Source organism: Nonomuraea sp. NPDC049158 (genome assembly GCF_040648335.1).
Taxonomy (GTDB): domain Bacteria; phylum Actinomycetota; class Actinomycetes; order Streptosporangiales; family Streptosporangiaceae; genus Nonomuraea.
The window spans coordinates 477,579-492,673 of sequence record NZ_JBEZDM010000001.1; the positions used below are offsets into that span (position 1 = coordinate 477,579).

The following is a 15,095-nucleotide window of genomic DNA, read 5'->3' on the forward strand; positions in this document are numbered from 1 at the left end:
TGGCCGAAGTGCACACTCATTCCATGACCTGAATCACATTCGGGGCTTTACCCGATTGTCTGGTAGGCGGTGATCCAGAAGTCGCGGTGGAGGCGGGGCGCGTGGACGGAGTCCATCGCGCTCTGCGTCAGCAGGATGCCGACGAGGTCCTCGGCAGGGTCGGCGTACGCGGTGGTGCCGAGGCCGCCGTCCCAGCCGAACTGCCCCGGCGAGACCAGGTCGCGGGAGTGGGTGCTGACCGCCATGCCGAAGCCGAAACCGCCGTGGCGGCCGAAGTGGTCGCCGAAGGCGTCCTTCTCGGCCTTCTGCTCCGGCGTCAGGTGGTCCATCGTCATGAGCGCGACCGAGGCCCGGGAGAGGATCCGCTCGCCGTTCAGGGTCCCCTTGTTGAGCAGCATCCGGTAGAGCGCGTGGTAGTCCTCGACGGTCGACACCGGCAGAACGAGACAGGCATATGCCCCACTCGCCACCGACTCGTGAAAGCCCAGGTAGGTGGTGAAGGAAGCACTGGACGCCGCCACGTCGTCGACGTTCAGCGTCACCGCGGAAGCGATGATGTTCACCCCATCAGCGTGCCGCCAGGCCATCCGAGACGACAACGCCGGATTCAGACTGCTGCGCTCCGGAGACATCGACCTGCTGATTGCTTGGTTACCGTCAGGGAGAGCGACCTCACCGTGGGCCCCGTAGTCTGCACCGAACCGGTCGTGCTCGTGGTCGGACCCGACCACCGGCTGGCCGAGCGGGAATCGGTGACGTACGAAGACCTCGGGGACGAGATCGTCTTCGGCGGCGCCCGGCCGGACTACTGGCGCAACTGGCTTGTCCCCACCCCCACCCCCAGCGGCCGTCCGATTCGGGTCGGCCCCATCGTCACCACCTCTGCCGAGATGATCCCCTCGTCTCGAACGGCGAGGCCGTCTCACCGTGTTTCGCACACTCCATCCGCTACTACGCCCGGCCGGACCACATCTACGTGCCCATCCGCGACGCCCCCCTGGCCCGCTGGGCGCTCATCTGGCGCACCGCCACCGAGACCACCCTGGTCCGGGACTTCGCCGAGACCGCCCGTGACCTCGGCCCCATCGCCCTTTGAATATGGGTGGATGATCCGGTGGTCCGGAGAGTCGAGCCAAATATGCTGACCGTCAGGGGTGACGGTCATTCCGAACCGGTCTTTGTGCGGGGTGCCCCACGAGACCCACCGGAGATAGGCGGCCTCCAGGCCGTCCCAGAGATTACGCGGTCCGCGCTGTAGTACTGCCACGCCTTTGTAATCGGGGGCATAGTGCACCTGAGCGTCGGAATCATCCGACCACAGCGACAGGTGAAATTCCCCGCCTTCCTGGTTTTCGTGCGTGCCGTACAAATCCGGCAGCATTCCCGCGATGGCGACTTCCGCTCCGGCGGATGAGCGCACCACTCTGCGGGGGTCGAGATAGGTCGTCGACTTTCGATAGACATCCTCAATCTGGGTACGGCGCCGGCGCTGTGCTCGCAGCAGCATGAAATCCACCCCGCTGTGAAACTTTCCCACGGCGGTGCCGTCTCCGACGACGACCAGCTTGACCAGATGCCCGCCCTCCCAAGGGGGCATCCAAGGGGCCACGATCACCCCGCCGGGCCGGGTCTGTTCCACCCAGGCATAAGGCACCTCGCGCACCCCGCAGGTGACATGGACGCGATCGTAGGGGGCTCCTTCGGGCCACCCTTTCGCGCCGTCGCCCAGAATCAGCCGGGGCGAGAGTCTGGCCTTCTTCAACTGCTCGGTGGCTGTGGTGAGGAGGGTCTGATCGATCTCCATGCTGGTCACGTTCTCGTCACCGAGGCGACTCGCCAGCAGTCCCGCCGTCCATCCCGTACCCGTGCCGATCTCCAGGACCTCATCCCCGTCGTACGGGTCGAGCAACCGCAGCCCCGCCGCGATCACGCCAGGTGCGGAGGCCGAGGACGTGTAGTCGCCCAGCCCTTGGTCAAGATCGGTGGCGCCGTCGTCCAGCTGCGTGACGATGGCCGTGTTGGAGTATGCGACGTTCAGCCACGTCTCGGGGTCGGCCGTACGGTCGATGAGAAAGCCGGGACCGTCGTCAGGATCGCACCAGGCCCGGTCCGGGATGAACAGATGGCGCGGCACGGCGTGAAACGCGGCCTGCCACTCGCCGTCCACGTCCCCAAGTTGATCGGTGAGGGCGGTGATGCGCTCGCCGACGCTCATTTCGTCGCCGGCTGCTCGTGCTCGCCGGGTTGATCAGGGCGGAAACTGTCCGAGCTCGGCTTTGGCTTCTCCACTGGTTTTTGGGATGGTTTGTCGCCTTCATGCTTGGCCATTTAGGAATCCCTTCCATCTCGCCGGATTTCTTGCGTCGGCGGTATCGGAGAAATTCGGAGCGGATCTCGACGGGAGTCTACGCCGAGTGTGAGTGTTGAGTGGCGGAATTTTGCGACGCCCCTGTGCGGCAAGATTTTGGTTATTCCCTGCCACACAGAGGCTTTGGTGCCTGTCCACGCGGTCTTCGACCGGGTTGTTGCGTAGCGGTCAAGGACCTGAGCGGTCGTCGATCAGTGCGCAGTGCGCGTGCCCTGGGATCCGCCCGCCTCCAACCGAGCTCTAGCCGGGCTCGGGCAGGGCGGCGTACTGAATGTCACGCCGTCCAGGAAGTTGCCGAACGCCGCGCTGCCACCTGTGGCCGACACCGAGGCGAAGGCGAATCGTGTGATGGTCTGACCCGGAGGGACGACGTACACCCCCGTGTAGTGGACCCAGGCGGTGTTGTCGTCGGAGATGTCCGGCGAGGATGCCCCGGTGGGAGTCTGCGCCACGGTCGCGCCTGGCGCGCCGATGAGCACCCGCATCACGTCGGTGCCGAGGCGGCCTCGGTGATAGAGACTCCAGGTCATCGGTGTTCCCGGAACGGTGGGCAGGTCTTGGTAGAGCGTGGAGACCTGGTTGGCGTTGAGTTCGGCGAACTGCTGGCCGTCGGCTGAGGGGACTCCGCTCGCGCCGCCCCGCCAGAACTCCAGCTTGTTGTCGGTCGCGGTGGTGTGCCAGCCGACGCTCGGGTTGGTGGAGGCGTCAGGGATGTTCCAGTCAGCTACGGCCACCGGCGGCGTCTCGAAGCTGCCGTTGACCAGGTTGACTGGTTTCCAGGGACAGGGGATGGTCACGGTGACCGTGGCGGTGCTGGTTCCGCAGGCGGTGGTGATGGTGTACGTGAAGGTGTCGGTACCGATGAAGCCCGCGGCGGGTGTGTAGATCACGTTTCCGCCGGAGATCGTCGCGGTGCCGTTGCCGGGTGCGGTGACGTTGCTGATCGTCGGTGCGGTCGCGGTGTCGTTGGCCAGGACGGGCACACTGACGGCCGCGCCCATGGTGGTGGTGGCGTTGTCGGCGACGGCGTTGGTGGGCGAGATGGACTGCCCGTTGACGATCTGGATCGGGGGAGCGGGCGTGTTGTTTCCCAGCTGACCAGGAGCCGCGACGACGCTGCTGATCCCGGTCGGCCGGATGGTCATGCTGCCCCCGACGGTGCCTTGCCTGACCCGGAAGACGATGACCTTCGGCGATGGGTCGGTCTTGATGCCCACCGAGCTGATGGACAGGCTGTTGCCGCTGATGGTGCCGGTCCCCGACTGGCTGACGACATCGGCGTTGGCCAGCAGTGACGACAGGTCCCAGGTGGTGGTGTAGCGGGTGACCAGTAGCGGCCACTGGGCCGTGCGGTGCGTCAGCGTGAGGGTGAAGACGCTGCCCGGTGCGATCTGCCCGCCCCACAACGCTGGGGAGGTGTCGACCGAGACCGACCCGCTGCCCAGCCTGGCGCCGATGATGTTCTTCCAGTAGTAGCTGACGGGGTAGGTCGCCTGCCCCGGCCGGACACAAGGCCCGGCGGCGGCTCGCGTGACAGCCTGCGGCACTCGGGCGGCGGCGTGCGCACCGGTAGCGACCTGTGTCCCCGATGCGGCCAGCAGCGCCGTTAGGGCGCAGGCCAGCGCGGACCTGGATCGTTGTGACATCAACCTGAGCTCCCACTCTGTCGTAAGGGATGACCTCGAAGATCGACTTCACGACGGAGATTACTCTGTGTAGTTGATCTCTTGCGTTAGGTGCTCGCAGGGTCTTCGCGCGGCCCGCACGTTGACGATCGAGGCCCCGGAGGACGCGCTCAAGATGCACGCTTTTGCGGTGTGGCCGGACGGCCCCGCGGCACACCGGTGCAGGTTGTTGAATGGTGATCAATCGACGGGCGTTCTGGAGGATGGCATGGTGCTGATCGAGGCGGCCCCAGAGGCGTTACCGAGACAGCGATGCAGGTGGCCGTTCTTCGTGTGCCTGGCGCTCCTCGCCTCCGTCGGCGCCTACGTCCTGGTGTTCGAGGCCCCCGAGTGGCGCAACGACGAGAAGCTGGCCCGGCTGGAGGAGCGGGTGAGCATGCTCCCGCTCCCGCCCGACACCGAGCAAGGTGATCCCAGCGTGCAGGGCACGGTGGGCATTCAGTCGGGCAACAGCCATCATTGCGACTATCTGGTCCGCATGTCCCTGCTCACCAAGCTGCCGGACGCCGAGATCGCGCGCTACTACGAGTCCGCCGTGGTCGAAGGTGTCGAGGGTCGTGAGCTCTCCGGCACCATGTACGTCAACCCGAGCGGATCATGGCGGAACGGGTACAAGGGCGTCATCGTGGAGTTCTTCGACGGATATCACGAAGCCGGGTTCGACATGCGCTGCCATTGACGGAAAGCGCCCTGGCAGCAGTCCGTCATAGACCGGTCACCCGCATGGTGATGTTGAGGCGGCCCGAGGTCAGGCCGGTGGCGGGGTCTCCGGTGCCTGGGTAGACCTTGGGGACGCCGTGGTAGGCGAAGCGTGAGGGGCCGCCGAAGACGAACAGGTCGCCGCTGCCGAGCCGCACGTCGGTGTACGGCCTGCCGCGCGTCTCCGTGTTGCCGAAGCGGAACAGGCAGTCGTCGCCGATGCTCAACGACACCACCGGGGCGGCGGATCGTTCGTCCTTGTCCTGGTGCATGCCCATTCTGGCCTGGTCGTCGTAGAAGTTGATCAGTGCCGTGTCGGGGGTGTAGTCGTCGCCGGGTTCGCCGTACGCCGCTGTGAAGGCGCGGCGGCCCAGATCGACCATCCAGGCGGGGAAGTCGGCGACCTGGAGGCCGTTCACGTCGCCCGCCACGCGCGTGTACTTGTACGGCCGCCAGTGCCAGCCGACGCACACCGTCCGCACCGACATGACGCCGCCTCGGGGCAGTACGGTGTGCCGGATCGGGACCGGGCCCGCCGCCCACTCGCGGCATGCCCGTACCAGATGGCGCTGCTCGTCGAGCGCCAGCCAGCCGGGTGCGTGTACGGCGCCTGGAGCGATCTCTCGTGTCGGGAGTGGGATCATGCCGGGTCCCGGTGGATCAGGTTGCGGCCGATTCGCCAGGTGGTGCCGTCGGTGTCCGCTCCGCGCATGCCCTCCAGTGTTCCAGGCGCGGTCAGGGCGACGGCCCGCGCGGTGGAGGCGAAGCCGAACGTACGGCTGGGGTCCCAGTCGGTGCTCTGCCGGAGGCGTTCGCTCATCCGGGCCCAGCCCAGCGGCGCCCCCGCCACCACCCAGGCGTCCGGCGGGCCCGCCACGAACCGCCTGGCCTGGCGGAGCCACGACGCCGCCTCCTCCGGCCAGTCGACAACCGCCAGCACGGTTCCTTCCCACGCGCTGTCCGTCTGCGGGCCGCTTTCCCACGCGTCGGCGAACGCCTCCGCGGTGGGGGCGGCGTCGCGGCCGTGACCGATCACGACGGTCTCCGCACGCGGCCGGGCCGCGGCGAGCAGGCCGAGCAACTCGGCGAGCTCGGCCGCCGTGTGTCCGTCCGCCGTATGCCGGTCTCCTGCGTGCCGGTCTCTTGCGGGCCGATCGCCTGCGGGCCGATCTCCTGCGGGCCGGGCCACATCGTGCCCGGCCGCAGCCTGTTCGACCTTCCAGACTTGGTACGCCTGCGGCAGACAGACCGCGCACGGCCGGTACCCCGCCGCGATAGCCGTCACTTCGTCCGCGAAGAACACCCGCTCCCGCACATACCCCCCACGCGAGATCGCCCGCAGCGCCGACGGGCAGTCCAGCCGCCCGTACAGCCGCGCCCGCCGATGCCCGCCCAGCGTCCCGGGCAGCACGCTGACGTACGGCCAGCCGTCGGCCCCGATCAGCGTGTACGTCACGAGGCGTCGTGGAAGACGAGGCCCAGCGTGTGCCGCAACCCCGAGCGGACCGTGCTGACCCCGTGCCGCACCGGCGACGCCGACCACCCGCGCGACGACCGCACGGGCCGGTCCCGGGTGGTGAAGATCAGCCCGTGTCCCTGCGGCAGCAGGGTCACCGTCCCGCGCGACTGCGCCCGGGGGCGCTGCTCCACCAGCAGGAACTCGCCCCCGGTGTAGTCCTCGCCCGGCTTGTCGAGCCCGATGACCACCTGCAGCGGGAACACCAGGTCCCCGTACAGGTCGCGGTGCAGGGCGTTCCAGTCGCCCTCCTGGTAACGCAGCAGGATGGGCGTCGGCTTGGTCTGCCCGGCTTCGTGGCACATGTCCAGCCATTCGGCGAAGTCGTCCGGCCAGGGCGCGGGCTGTCCCAGCCGGGCGGCCCAGTCGCGGGCGATGGGCAGCAGGTGCGGGTAGAACGCCGCCCGCAGCTCCGCCACCAGCGGCGGGAAGGGCTCGCGGAAGTAGCGGTACTGCCCGCGGCCGAACCGGTAGCGCTCCATGTCGACCGTGGAACGGAACCGGCCGACCTCGCCGTACAGGTTCGCGATCTCCTTGCAGTCGGCCGGAGAGAGGACCGGCGGCGTCAGCGCGCAGCCGTACGCGTTGACCTCCTCGGTCAGGGCCGTCCAGTCGGCCTTCATGATGACCTCCATCAGATGAGCTGCGGCTGCAGCGCGCCTTCGAGCGTGAGCAGCGCGTGCTTGCGCTCGACGCCGGCCGCGTAGCCGGTCAGGGAGCCGTTCGCGCCGACGACGCGGTGGCAGGGGCGGATGACGAGCAGCGGGTTCGCGCCGATGGCCGCGCCGACCGCGCGGATCCGGTCGCGGGCCACGCCGATGCTCGCGGCGAGCTCGCCGTACGTCGTGGTGGTCCCGTACGGGACGGCGTCCACGGCCGCCCAGACCCGCTCCTGGAAGGCGGTGCCGCCGGAAACGCGGTCCAGGTCGAAGGCGGTCCGCTCGCCCGCGAAGTACTCGCGGAGCTGGCGCTCGGCCTCGGCGAACGCGCCAGGGTCGCGCCGCCACTCGGGACGCACGGCACCACCGAACGCCACACGGGTCAGTACGGGGTCGCCTACGAGCAGGATCTCGCCCAGTGGGCTGTCGATCGTTGTGTAGATGCTCATACTCTCTACAACACCGGTGCCGGCCAGAAAGTCAGCGGTTTTCGGACCTCTGGGCATACCGATGGCCGCACGCTCGGCGCGTGGACGGGAACGGTATGTTACGGGCGTGCCCTCCACACCGCGTCCTGACGATCGCGTCGCGTCCGCCTTCCGATTCGCCACCGAGCTGGTCGCCTGGGTCGCGACTCCGTGGGCTCTGGCCGCCCATTCCGTGCCGCTGGCCGTGCTGTCGGTGGTGGTGCTGATCGGGTTGCCGACGCTGTTCTCCACTCCGGGTGACAAGCGGAATGTGATCGTCGCGGTGCCGGGGCCGGTGACGATCGCGCTGGTCGTTCTGCAGGTCGTGGCCGCCGTGGTGGCGGCGTGGGTCGCCTGGCATGTGGTCGCCGCCGTGCTGGTGTCCGTGCTGGCCGTGGTCACCGTGGTGCTGGAGCTGCCGCGCTGGCGGTGGCTCGTCTCAAACGCTCGCGTTCATGGCGCTGTTGATGAGGGCGGTCGTGAACGGTGAGGGCGAGGCCGTCAAGGGCGGAGTCCGTCCAGCAGGACGGTGAGGTAGGCGTCGGTGAGTTCCTGGGACGGTGGCTGAGTACGAGCGACCGCTAGAGCGGTCTGGCCGATCAGAGTCGTGATGATGGCGGGGTCGATGTCGGTGCGGACCGCGCCGTCGCGGCGTGCCCCGTCGATCATCTCCTCGACGGCGCGGACGAGGTCGGTGCGCAGGGCCGTGGTGGCAGGTAGATCCAGGCCGCCCAGCTGGTCGTTGATGGCGTAGTGTGCGGCCTGGAAGGCGATCAGCTCGCGGAGGAAGATCCGCAGGGCCTGCGTGGGCGTGGTCTCGGCGAGGAGGTCGCGGGCGTGCTGCACCACCGGCTCAAGGAGTCGGGACACAGCGGCGTCCAGGAGCGCGTCCTTGCCGCCGAAGGCGCGCACGACAGTCGCCGCCCCCAGGCCCGCCTTCTTGGCGATGGCTTCGACAGTAAGGGATACGCCCGGTTCGGTCAGTAGCGCGGTGGCCGCGTCCAGGGCGAGCCGGCGGTTGCGAACGGCGTCGGCCCGGCGCGGGGGTTCAGTGGATGTTGACAACTGGAATGCTCATTTCACATAATCAACTGGAACGTCCATTTCAGTTATCGTAGCGTGAAGGAGCCCCCATGAACGAGCGGATCCTGATCTCCGGCGCGAGCATCGCCGGCCTGACCCTGGCCCACTGGCTGGCCCGGCACGGCTTCAAGCCCACCGTGGTCGAGCGCGCCCCGGGGCTGCGCCCCGGCGGCAACGGGGTGGACGTGCGCGACAACGCCGTCGAGGTGATTGAGCGGATGGGACTCCTGCCACGGGTCCGCGAGCTCGCCACCGACGTACACGGCATGAAGTTCGTCGACGCCGCCGACCGGGCCGTCGCCCGGATCGACACCCGGGATCCGGCCTCCGTCGAGATCATGCGCGGCGACCTGGTGGCCCTGCTGCACGAGGTGACCGACGCCGAGTACTTGTTCGGCGACTCCATCCTCGGCCTGCGGCAGGACGACGACGGGGTGACGGTCACCTTCGAGCACGCGCCTGCCCGCCGCTTCGACCTGGTCGTCGGCGCCGACGGCATGCACTCCAACGTCCGCCGTCTCGCCTTCGGCACCGAAGAGCAGTTCGTCCAGTTCAAGGACCACTACTTCGCCTTCGCCAATGCCGACGCCTCGCTCGGTGAGGACCGCTGGGTGACGATGTTCAACACGCCGGGCAAGATGACCGGAATCTACCGATCCGGCAACCACGCTCAGGCCAAGGCGTACTTCATCTTCCGCTCCGCGCCGCTGGAGTTCGACCACCGGGACGTCGCCGAGCACAAGCGACTGATCGGCGAGGCGTTCGGGGACGACCCGTCCTGGCGGGCCGGGGAACTGCTCGACACGGCCCTGGCCGACCCCGACTTCTACTTCGACGCCCTGGGCCAGGTGCGGATGGACTCCTGGTCCAGCGGCCGCATCACGCTCGTCGGCGACGCCGCCTGGTGCGCGTCCCCCGCCTCGGGCGCGGGCGCGGAACTGGCTCTGGTCGGTGCCTACCGCCTCGCCGGAGAACTCGCCGCCGCAGGCGGCGACCACCGCATCGCCTTCACCCGCTACGACCTCGCCCACCGTCCGCTGGTCGACAAGAAGCAGCAGATCGGTCCTAACGTCCGCCTCATGGTGCCCAAGACCGAAGGCGGCCGGTGCGTCCGCGACGTCGTCGCCCGCCTGCCGTTGATGAAGGCGATCGGCGCGGTGGAGCGCCGGGTGCAGGCCAGGAACGCCCGGCCTCTGCCGGAGTACGCCCCAGCCCGCTAGGCCGGTGGTGCGGCTGGTTGAGATGCGGACGACCGCGTCGCGTCCGCCTTTCGGTTCCGCCACTGAGTAGCCGTAGACGTGATATGTCGGTGTTGTATAGCCTTTCTGGAGGTTCTCCCGGGACTCAAGGGGCCTATGAACAGGCTGGCTGACGAGGACTTGGCGCTGCTGCTGCTGATCCGGTCCTTCGAACGGAAGCTGCTCGCGCTCTTCGAGCGGGGCGAACTCAACGGCACCACCCACACCTGCCTCGGGCAGGAGTACGTCCCCGTCTCCCTGCGCCCGCTGCTGCGCGAGGGTGACTGGGTGTTCAGCAACCATCGCGGTCACGGCCACTATCTGGCCCGGTTCGGGGATCCCGAAGGGCTGCTGGCCGAGATCATGGGCCGGAAGGGCGCCGTGTGCGACGGTGTGGGCGGCAGTCAGCACCTGCGCCGCGACCGCTACCTGTCGACCGGGGTGCAGGGGCAGAGCCTGCCGGTGGCCACCGGGGTCGCCCTGCACCTGAAGCGGCGCGAGCCCGGCGGGCTCGCCTGCGTCTACATCGGTGACGGTACGTGGGGCGAGGGGGCGGTGTACGAGGCGTTGAACATGGCGCAGCTCTGGCGGCTGCCGCTGCTCGTGGTGGTCGAGCACAACGGCATCGCCCAGTCCACGCCGACGGAGCTCCAGATGGCGGGGACCATCGCGGGGCGGGCGGCGGCCTTCGGGATCGAGCACACCCGGGTGGCTAGCTTGGATATTTCCGAAATAAGGCGACATCTCGCGCCTTTGGTGGAGACGGTCAGGGGTGGTGTGCCGTTGGTGGTGGAGTTCGCCACGCATCGGCTCGGCCCGCACAGCAAGGGGGATGACACCCGCCCGCCGGACGTCGTACGCCCAGACTGGTACGCCGCCTACCAGGCCGAACACCCCGACCAGTCGGCCCGCCTCGAAGCGACGGCCCGCGCCCGCGTGGACATGATCGCTGAAGAGGTGGCCGCCCGGCCCCCAGCCGTCTGGACGCCCGCCGTCGAGACCCCAGCCGACAGGTCCCCAGCCATCGGGTCCCCTGCCGGATGGACGTCCGCGTGAGGGTCGGTGAGAACCTCAATCAGGCCCTGCACGGTCTGCTCGGCGACGACCCCGGTGTCTACGTGCTCGGCGAGGACCTTCTGGACCCCTACGGCGGCGCCTTCAAGATCACCCGTGGCCTCTCCACCCGCTTCCCCGACCGCGTCCTGACGACGCCGCTGAGCGAGGGCGCGATCGTCGGCGCCGCCTCCGGCCTCGCGCTGGCGGGAGAGAAGGCCGTCGTCGAGATGATGTTCGGCGACTTCGCCGCGCTCGCCTTCGACCAGATCGTGAACTTCGCCGCCAAATCCAGCTCCATGTACGGCCGCCGCGTCCCGATGCCGCTGGTCATCCGCTGCCCCTCGGGCGGCAATCGCGGCTACGGTCCCACCCACAGCCAGAACCTCCAGAAGCACTTCATCGGCGTGCCCGGCCTCTCGCTGTTCGAGATGTCGCCGTTCCACGACAACCGCGCCGTCCTCGACCGCATGCTCGCCCTCGAAGAGCCCTGCCTGCTCTTCGAGGACAAGGTCCTCTACACCCGCCGGATGTACGAGGTGGACGAGCTGTTCTCCTGGGACCTGGTCGAGGATGTGGCCGTGGTGCGGTTCGACGGCGACCTCGACTACGTGTTGATCGCCCCTGGCGGCGTGGCGCACCGGGCCATCGCCGCCATGCGTACGCTGCTGCTCTCCCACGATCTCGCCGGGGCGCTGCTCGTCCCGTCGCGCCTGTACCCGTTCGACCCCACCGCCGTGCTGCCGCTGCTCGGTCAGGTGGGGCTGGTCTGCGTGGCGGAGGACGGCAGCGCTGGCGGCACCTGGGGCAGCCACCTCGCCGCCGACCTGCACACCCGGCTGTGGGGTTCGCTCCGGCGCCCGATCCGCCTGGTCAGCTCGGCCGACAGCGTGATACCGACGGCCGCCCACCTGGAGCGTGACGTGGTGCTGCAGGACAGCACGATCTGCCAGGCCGTACTGGAGGCGCTCGATGGGTGAGATCCGGGTCCCGAAGCTGAACAACAACGACTCGGAGTACACACTGCTGGAGTGGCTGGCGGCGGACGGGTCGCCGGTGCGGCGCGATGACCCGCTGGCGACGCTGGAGACCTCCAAGGCGGTGGAGGAACTGGTCAGCGAGCAGGACGGGGTGCTGACCCAGGTGGTACGCGCGGGCGCGTCGTGCACCCCCGGCCAGCTGATCGCCCGGATCGGCCCGACACAGACTGTCCTCCCGGAGCCGGTCCCCGCCGCCAACAGTGGGCCGAGGACGTCGGCCGCTCTTCAGGAGTGGGTCCCGGCCGCTGATGGCGGGCCGAGCGTCACGGCGCCAGCGGTTGTCCCCGCCGTCAGTGGCGGGCCGATCATCACGGCGCCGGCCCGCGCGCTGCTGGACCAGCTCGGCCTCGACCCTGCGCTAGTGGCTGGGCTGGACGTCAAGGTGGTACGCCGTACCGACGTGGAACGGCTCGCGGCGGCCACCGGCGCCAGCGAGGTCCCTGAAAACGCGGAGAGCGCCACACCTCCCGCGAACGCGGCGAGCGCCGCACCCTCCAAGGGCAGCGAGCCCCCCGCGAACGCGGAGCGCGCCGCACCCCCCGACGGCGGACAGACTCGCCCGCTGTCCAACCACCAGCGCGCCGTCGGCAGGACCGTGACCCTGTCGCACCAGACCATCCCCGCCGGATACACCGCGATAAAAGTCGACGTAACCCCCGCCCTGACGACCGCCCGAGCCCTGACCAGACGCCTCCGCAAGCTGGTCGGCCTCCCCGACCTGCTCATCGCCGCCGTCGCCCGGCTGCACGCCGACTTCCCGATGTTCTTCGCCGAACTCCTCGACGACAGAACCGCCCACGTACCCGACCAACCACGCATAGGCGTGACGATCGACATGGGAACCGGCCTCTACGTGCCGGTGATCCGCGACCGCCTGTCCGTGCCGGACATCGCCGACCGCCTGGCCGAGTTCCGCGAGCTCGCCCAGCACGGCGGCTTCAGCGAAGCGCACCTCACCGGCGGGAACATCGTCGTCACCCTTCACCACGACGCCGACATCATCATGGCCATCCCGATCGTCTTCCCCGGTCAGGCCTGCGCCATCGCCCTCACCTCCCCCCAGCCGGACGGCGAGCGGACGTCGGCGGCGATCGGCCTGGCCTACGATCACCGGCTGGTCAACGGCCGGGACGTCGTGCTGTTTCTGCAGGCGCTGAAGGAGACCCTAGAGAGTTCGCCCGAGAGCCTGTAGCCCGACCAGGTCGTCCGGGGTCGCGTCGGCGCTCCTGCCGAGCAGGCCCGGCAGCGCGGGAGAGAGCCACAGCAAGCGGCTCCAACACCAGCGGAAGGAAAAACGTGTCGTTGACCTAGAATCCGACTGCTTGGTCGTTTTCGCCTGTGCAGCATGCGGCGCCGTGATGACCGCGAAGGTGGCGCGGGTGACGCTTCCCGACCACTCCGGCCAGAAGTACGGCCATGAGCTGTTTTCCAATCTGCTGGAGCCAGGAACATACGTCGTGGACCCCGGAGACGGTCAAAATAGTCCCAGCACCCCGGCTCCTCCTCGACCTCGGCCTCTCACGGCCAGAACTGCAGGGTGATCAACGTCTGCTTGACGACGTCCGGCGGGAACGCCCCGTGGCCGAGCCGGTCGCGGTGGACGCGGACGTTCCACCGCCGGTCTGACCGGCCGAGGTCGAACCTGCTGCCGGTCAGATCGGTGCCGGCGATGTCCTCGGGCTGGATGATCCCGGACTCCAGATAGACGGCCCCCTGCCAGGTCGATGCCCTGGACGGGTGCGCCGGCGGCTCGCCGTCCCACAACTCGTACTTGACGAGGCAGCCCCGGTCGACCGGCTCGTCGACGGCGATCCAGTTGTCCTCGGCCGCAGCCCATCCTCCCGGCTCGATGGCGGAGTCGTCAGGGGATTCCTCGGCCCCGGCGTCCACCACGCCGACGAAACCGGAGATCGGGTCGTCGTCCAGCAATTCACTGATCAATGCGGCCATGCTGCCGGCCTCCGCGGTACGAGAGTGGTGGCGATGTCGGGATGGGGGCCACCGCGCGGGCGCGGTGGCCCCCATCCCACCTCATCGGGCGGTTACGGCGCTACTTGAGCTCGATGTAGAAACCGTCCTTGTTGATGATCCGGTTGTTCCAGTACCAGGCTTTGAGCACGTTGCCGTGCTGCTTGTTCAAGGTCTCGTTGATCCTTTCGACGGAGAAGTTGTGGTCAGGAACCGCCCGTGCCGCCCCTTGGTAGGTCGACTCGAAGGGGAACTCGTCGCAGCCCCGGTCAAGGTGAGTTCCCGGCGAGAAGTCACGGTCACGGGTCTGGCGGAGGAATCGGCCGATGCGCTTGGCGCGGCGGATCAGTTCCAGGGATTTGAGGGTATCTGCGATCGCGTCCGCAGGGTCCTCGGCTGGCGTTTCTGTGAGTCGGGGATCCCATGCACCGTCAGGGCGCCGGATAACGTCGAACGCGGGGATGCTCCAGGTGACCACGCTCATCATCATAGGAGAACATGTAAACACCTGTAAAGAGACGTTAGTTAACGTCATATGACGTCTGCTTCTATCCTTGCAAGTTAAGGCATATCTAGCCTTGGGATCATGTTCAGGTACGACCCGCGCAAGCCCAAGTGGTCGCAGATCGTCGAGGAGATCCGTAGACGGATCGACATGGGCGAGTACGACGCCGAGACTCTGCTCTCCGAGGTGGCGATGGAGGAGGAGTTCCAGGTCTCCAGGCCGACCGTCCGTAAGGCCATGAAGGTGCTCCGCGACCAGGGGTGGGTCGTGACCTCTCAGGGCGTCGGATCGTTCCCGACTACCGCAGAGGAGCGGGCGGCGAACCCGAGCGCTTCGCAGTAACCTCGCCTGCCCATCAAGCCCGAATGGGCAGGTGCGTGGCGGTAGCGTCGAAACAGCCTGGGCGAACGGGGAGGTGTGGCATGGTTTATCGCCCGATGACACTTGTCGACCTTGCCGCGCGCCTGGTGGCGAACACCGACGACAAGATTCGTTGGAAGCTTGTGTGGGAGTTTCTGGAGGAGTATCGCTGGGAGGCATCTGGCCTGCAGCCCTCGTTGCTCCAATCCGAGCCGGAATCCGTGGATGACGAACGGTGGGACGCGTTGCTCGCCGCGCTGGCCGAGCATCTTGCCGCCAAACATGATCTTGCTCCGCCTCCGTGGACGGCGCTACGGGTGTTGCGACGTCCCTGGTTCCCGGCGGAACTGGCCAGTCAGCGTGCGGACGCGCTCGTGTGGGCCCCTGCGGCGTTCCGCAAGCACGGGGTCTACCTTTCGAGTAAGGACCTTGAGGCGGCGTGAGCGAGGCAGAC

General features: G+C 68.2%; 18 protein-coding genes. 8 read left to right on the plus strand and 10 right to left on the minus strand.

The genetic code is table 11. The annotated features are described in order from the left end of the window. Positions 1-47: 47 nt before the first annotated feature. The 3 genes from AB0B61_RS02060 to AB0B61_RS02070 form a co-directional block, all read right to left on the minus strand. Complete coding sequence (locus AB0B61_RS02060) at positions 48-563, minus strand: serine hydrolase (protein ID WP_358426533.1); 516 nt, start codon at positions 561-563, stop codon at positions 48-50. 359 nt (positions 564-922) lie between these two features. Continuing rightward, positions 923-2,215 (minus strand): methyltransferase domain-containing protein, encoded by a 1,293-nt coding sequence (locus AB0B61_RS02065; RefSeq protein ID WP_358426536.1) that lies wholly within the window; start codon positions 2,213-2,215, stop codon positions 923-925. A gap of 344 nt (positions 2,216-2,559) precedes the next feature. Continuing rightward, positions 2,560-4,014 (minus strand): Ig-like domain-containing protein, encoded by a 1,455-nt coding sequence (locus AB0B61_RS02070; protein WP_358426539.1) that lies wholly within the window; start codon positions 4,012-4,014, stop codon positions 2,560-2,562. Between the two features lie 247 nt (positions 4,015-4,261). Here AB0B61_RS02070 and AB0B61_RS02075 point away from each other — a divergent pair, with 247 nt between their 5' ends. Continuing rightward, the gene (locus tag AB0B61_RS02075; protein ID WP_358426542.1) at positions 4,262-4,732 is read left to right on the plus strand and encodes a hypothetical protein; all 471 of its coding nucleotides are present in this window, start codon (positions 4,262-4,264) and stop codon (positions 4,730-4,732) included. Positions 4,733-4,757: 25 nt separating this feature from the next. On the opposite strand, the gene AB0B61_RS02080 is transcribed toward AB0B61_RS02075, so the two are convergent. Genes AB0B61_RS02080 through AB0B61_RS02095 form a run of 4 tightly spaced genes read right to left on the minus strand, consistent with a single transcriptional unit; the run spans position 4,758 to position 7,376 of the window. Next, complete coding sequence (locus AB0B61_RS02080) at positions 4,758-5,396, minus strand: alpha-ketoglutarate-dependent dioxygenase AlkB (protein ID WP_358426545.1); 639 nt, start codon at positions 5,394-5,396, stop codon at positions 4,758-4,760. Beyond that, complete coding sequence (locus tag AB0B61_RS02085) at positions 5,393-6,208, minus strand: hypothetical protein (RefSeq protein ID WP_358426548.1); 816 nt, start codon at positions 6,206-6,208, stop codon at positions 5,393-5,395. The genes AB0B61_RS02080 and AB0B61_RS02085 overlap by 4 nt, the downstream gene beginning before the upstream one ends. Continuing rightward, a complete protein-coding gene (locus AB0B61_RS02090; protein ID WP_358426551.1) occupies positions 6,205-6,891 on the minus strand; it encodes a 2OG-Fe(II) oxygenase in 687 nt (228 codons plus the stop codon). Before AB0B61_RS02090 ends, AB0B61_RS02085 begins: the two co-directional genes overlap by 4 nt. An 11-nt stretch (positions 6,892-6,902) precedes the next feature. Beyond that, positions 6,903-7,376: a methylated-DNA--[protein]-cysteine S-methyltransferase gene (locus AB0B61_RS02095; RefSeq protein WP_358426554.1), complete on the minus strand. Its 474-nt coding sequence runs from the start codon at positions 7,374-7,376 to the stop codon at positions 6,903-6,905. Positions 7,377-7,482: 106 nt separating this feature from the next. Here AB0B61_RS02095 and AB0B61_RS02100 point away from each other — a divergent pair, with 106 nt between their 5' ends. Beyond that, on the plus strand, positions 7,483-7,884 hold the full coding sequence (locus AB0B61_RS02100; protein WP_358426557.1) for a hypothetical protein: 402 nt from the start codon (positions 7,483-7,485) through the stop codon (positions 7,882-7,884). An 11-nt stretch (positions 7,885-7,895) separates the two neighbouring features. Here the strand turns inward: AB0B61_RS02100 and AB0B61_RS02105 are convergent, their stop codons facing one another. Continuing rightward, positions 7,896-8,459, minus strand: a complete 564-nt coding sequence (locus tag AB0B61_RS02105; RefSeq protein WP_358426560.1) for a TetR/AcrR family transcriptional regulator — start codon at positions 8,457-8,459, stop codon at positions 7,896-7,898. A gap of 68 nt (positions 8,460-8,527) precedes the next feature. Between AB0B61_RS02105 and AB0B61_RS02110 the strand changes: the two genes are divergently transcribed. The 4 genes from AB0B61_RS02110 (at position 8,528) to AB0B61_RS02125 (ending at position 13,000) form a co-directional block, all read left to right on the plus strand. Next, on the plus strand, positions 8,528-9,697 hold the full coding sequence (locus AB0B61_RS02110) for an FAD-dependent monooxygenase (RefSeq protein ID WP_358426563.1): 1,170 nt from the start codon (positions 8,528-8,530) through the stop codon (positions 9,695-9,697). 135 nt (positions 9,698-9,832) lie between these two features. Then, positions 9,833-10,771 (plus strand): thiamine pyrophosphate-dependent dehydrogenase E1 component subunit alpha, encoded by a 939-nt coding sequence (locus tag AB0B61_RS02115; RefSeq protein ID WP_358426566.1) that lies wholly within the window; start codon positions 9,833-9,835, stop codon positions 10,769-10,771. Further along, positions 10,768-11,748 carry a transketolase C-terminal domain-containing protein gene (locus tag AB0B61_RS02120; protein ID WP_358426569.1) on the plus strand — a complete coding sequence of 327 codons (981 nt, stop codon included), beginning with the start codon at positions 10,768-10,770 and terminating at the stop codon, positions 11,746-11,748. The genes AB0B61_RS02115 and AB0B61_RS02120 overlap by 4 nt, the downstream gene beginning before the upstream one ends. Next, complete coding sequence (locus AB0B61_RS02125) at positions 11,741-13,000, plus strand: 2-oxo acid dehydrogenase subunit E2 (RefSeq protein WP_358426572.1); 1,260 nt, start codon at positions 11,741-11,743, stop codon at positions 12,998-13,000. The genes AB0B61_RS02120 and AB0B61_RS02125 overlap by 8 nt, the downstream gene beginning before the upstream one ends. A 326-nt stretch (positions 13,001-13,326) precedes the next feature. On the opposite strand, the gene AB0B61_RS02130 is transcribed toward AB0B61_RS02125, so the two are convergent. Then, a complete protein-coding gene (locus AB0B61_RS02130; protein WP_358426575.1) occupies positions 13,327-13,749 on the minus strand; it encodes a hypothetical protein in 423 nt (140 codons plus the stop codon). 109 nt (positions 13,750-13,858) lie between these two features. Next, positions 13,859-14,254, minus strand: a complete 396-nt coding sequence (locus AB0B61_RS02135) for a hypothetical protein (RefSeq protein WP_358426578.1) — start codon at positions 14,252-14,254, stop codon at positions 13,859-13,861. Positions 14,255-14,362: 108 nt separating this feature from the next. Here AB0B61_RS02135 and AB0B61_RS02140 point away from each other — a divergent pair, with 108 nt between their 5' ends. Together AB0B61_RS02140 and AB0B61_RS02145 are read left to right on the plus strand one after the other, a co-directional pair. Continuing rightward, positions 14,363-14,623: a GntR family transcriptional regulator gene (locus tag AB0B61_RS02140; RefSeq protein ID WP_358426582.1), complete on the plus strand. Its 261-nt coding sequence runs from the start codon at positions 14,363-14,365 to the stop codon at positions 14,621-14,623. 95 nt (positions 14,624-14,718) lie between these two features. Further along, positions 14,719-15,084 (plus strand): hypothetical protein, encoded by a 366-nt coding sequence (locus tag AB0B61_RS02145; protein WP_358426585.1) that lies wholly within the window; start codon positions 14,719-14,721, stop codon positions 15,082-15,084. Positions 15,085-15,095 lie beyond the last annotated feature (11 nt).

What these genes read in the sequence shown, in the direction of transcription:
- AB0B61_RS02065 (WP_358426536.1), bottom strand. Translation starts at nt 2,215, where the DNA reads ATGAGCGTCGGCGAGCGCATCACCGCCCTCACCGATCAACTTGGGGAC.
- AB0B61_RS02070 (WP_358426539.1), bottom strand. Translation starts at nt 4,014, where the DNA reads ATGTCACAACGATCCAGGTCCGCGCTGGCCTGCGCCCTAACGGCGCTG.
- AB0B61_RS02075 (WP_358426542.1), top strand. Translation starts at nt 4,262, where the DNA reads ATGGTGCTGATCGAGGCGGCCCCAGAGGCGTTACCGAGACAGCGATGC.
- AB0B61_RS02080 (WP_358426545.1), bottom strand. Translation starts at nt 5,396, where the DNA reads ATGATCCCACTCCCGACACGAGAGATCGCTCCAGGCGCCGTACACGCA.
- AB0B61_RS02090 (WP_358426551.1), bottom strand. Translation starts at nt 6,891, where the DNA reads ATGAAGGCCGACTGGACGGCCCTGACCGAGGAGGTCAACGCGTACGGC.
- AB0B61_RS02095 (WP_358426554.1), bottom strand. Translation starts at nt 7,376, where the DNA reads ATGAGCATCTACACAACGATCGACAGCCCACTGGGCGAGATCCTGCTC.
- AB0B61_RS02110 (WP_358426563.1), top strand. Translation starts at nt 8,528, where the DNA reads ATGAACGAGCGGATCCTGATCTCCGGCGCGAGCATCGCCGGCCTGACC.
- AB0B61_RS02115 (WP_358426566.1), top strand. Translation starts at nt 9,833, where the DNA reads ATGAACAGGCTGGCTGACGAGGACTTGGCGCTGCTGCTGCTGATCCGG.
- AB0B61_RS02125 (WP_358426572.1), top strand. Translation starts at nt 11,741, where the DNA reads ATGGGTGAGATCCGGGTCCCGAAGCTGAACAACAACGACTCGGAGTAC.
- AB0B61_RS02140 (WP_358426582.1), top strand. Translation starts at nt 14,363, where the DNA reads ATGTTCAGGTACGACCCGCGCAAGCCCAAGTGGTCGCAGATCGTCGAG.
- AB0B61_RS02145 (WP_358426585.1), top strand. Translation starts at nt 14,719, where the DNA reads ATGACACTTGTCGACCTTGCCGCGCGCCTGGTGGCGAACACCGACGAC.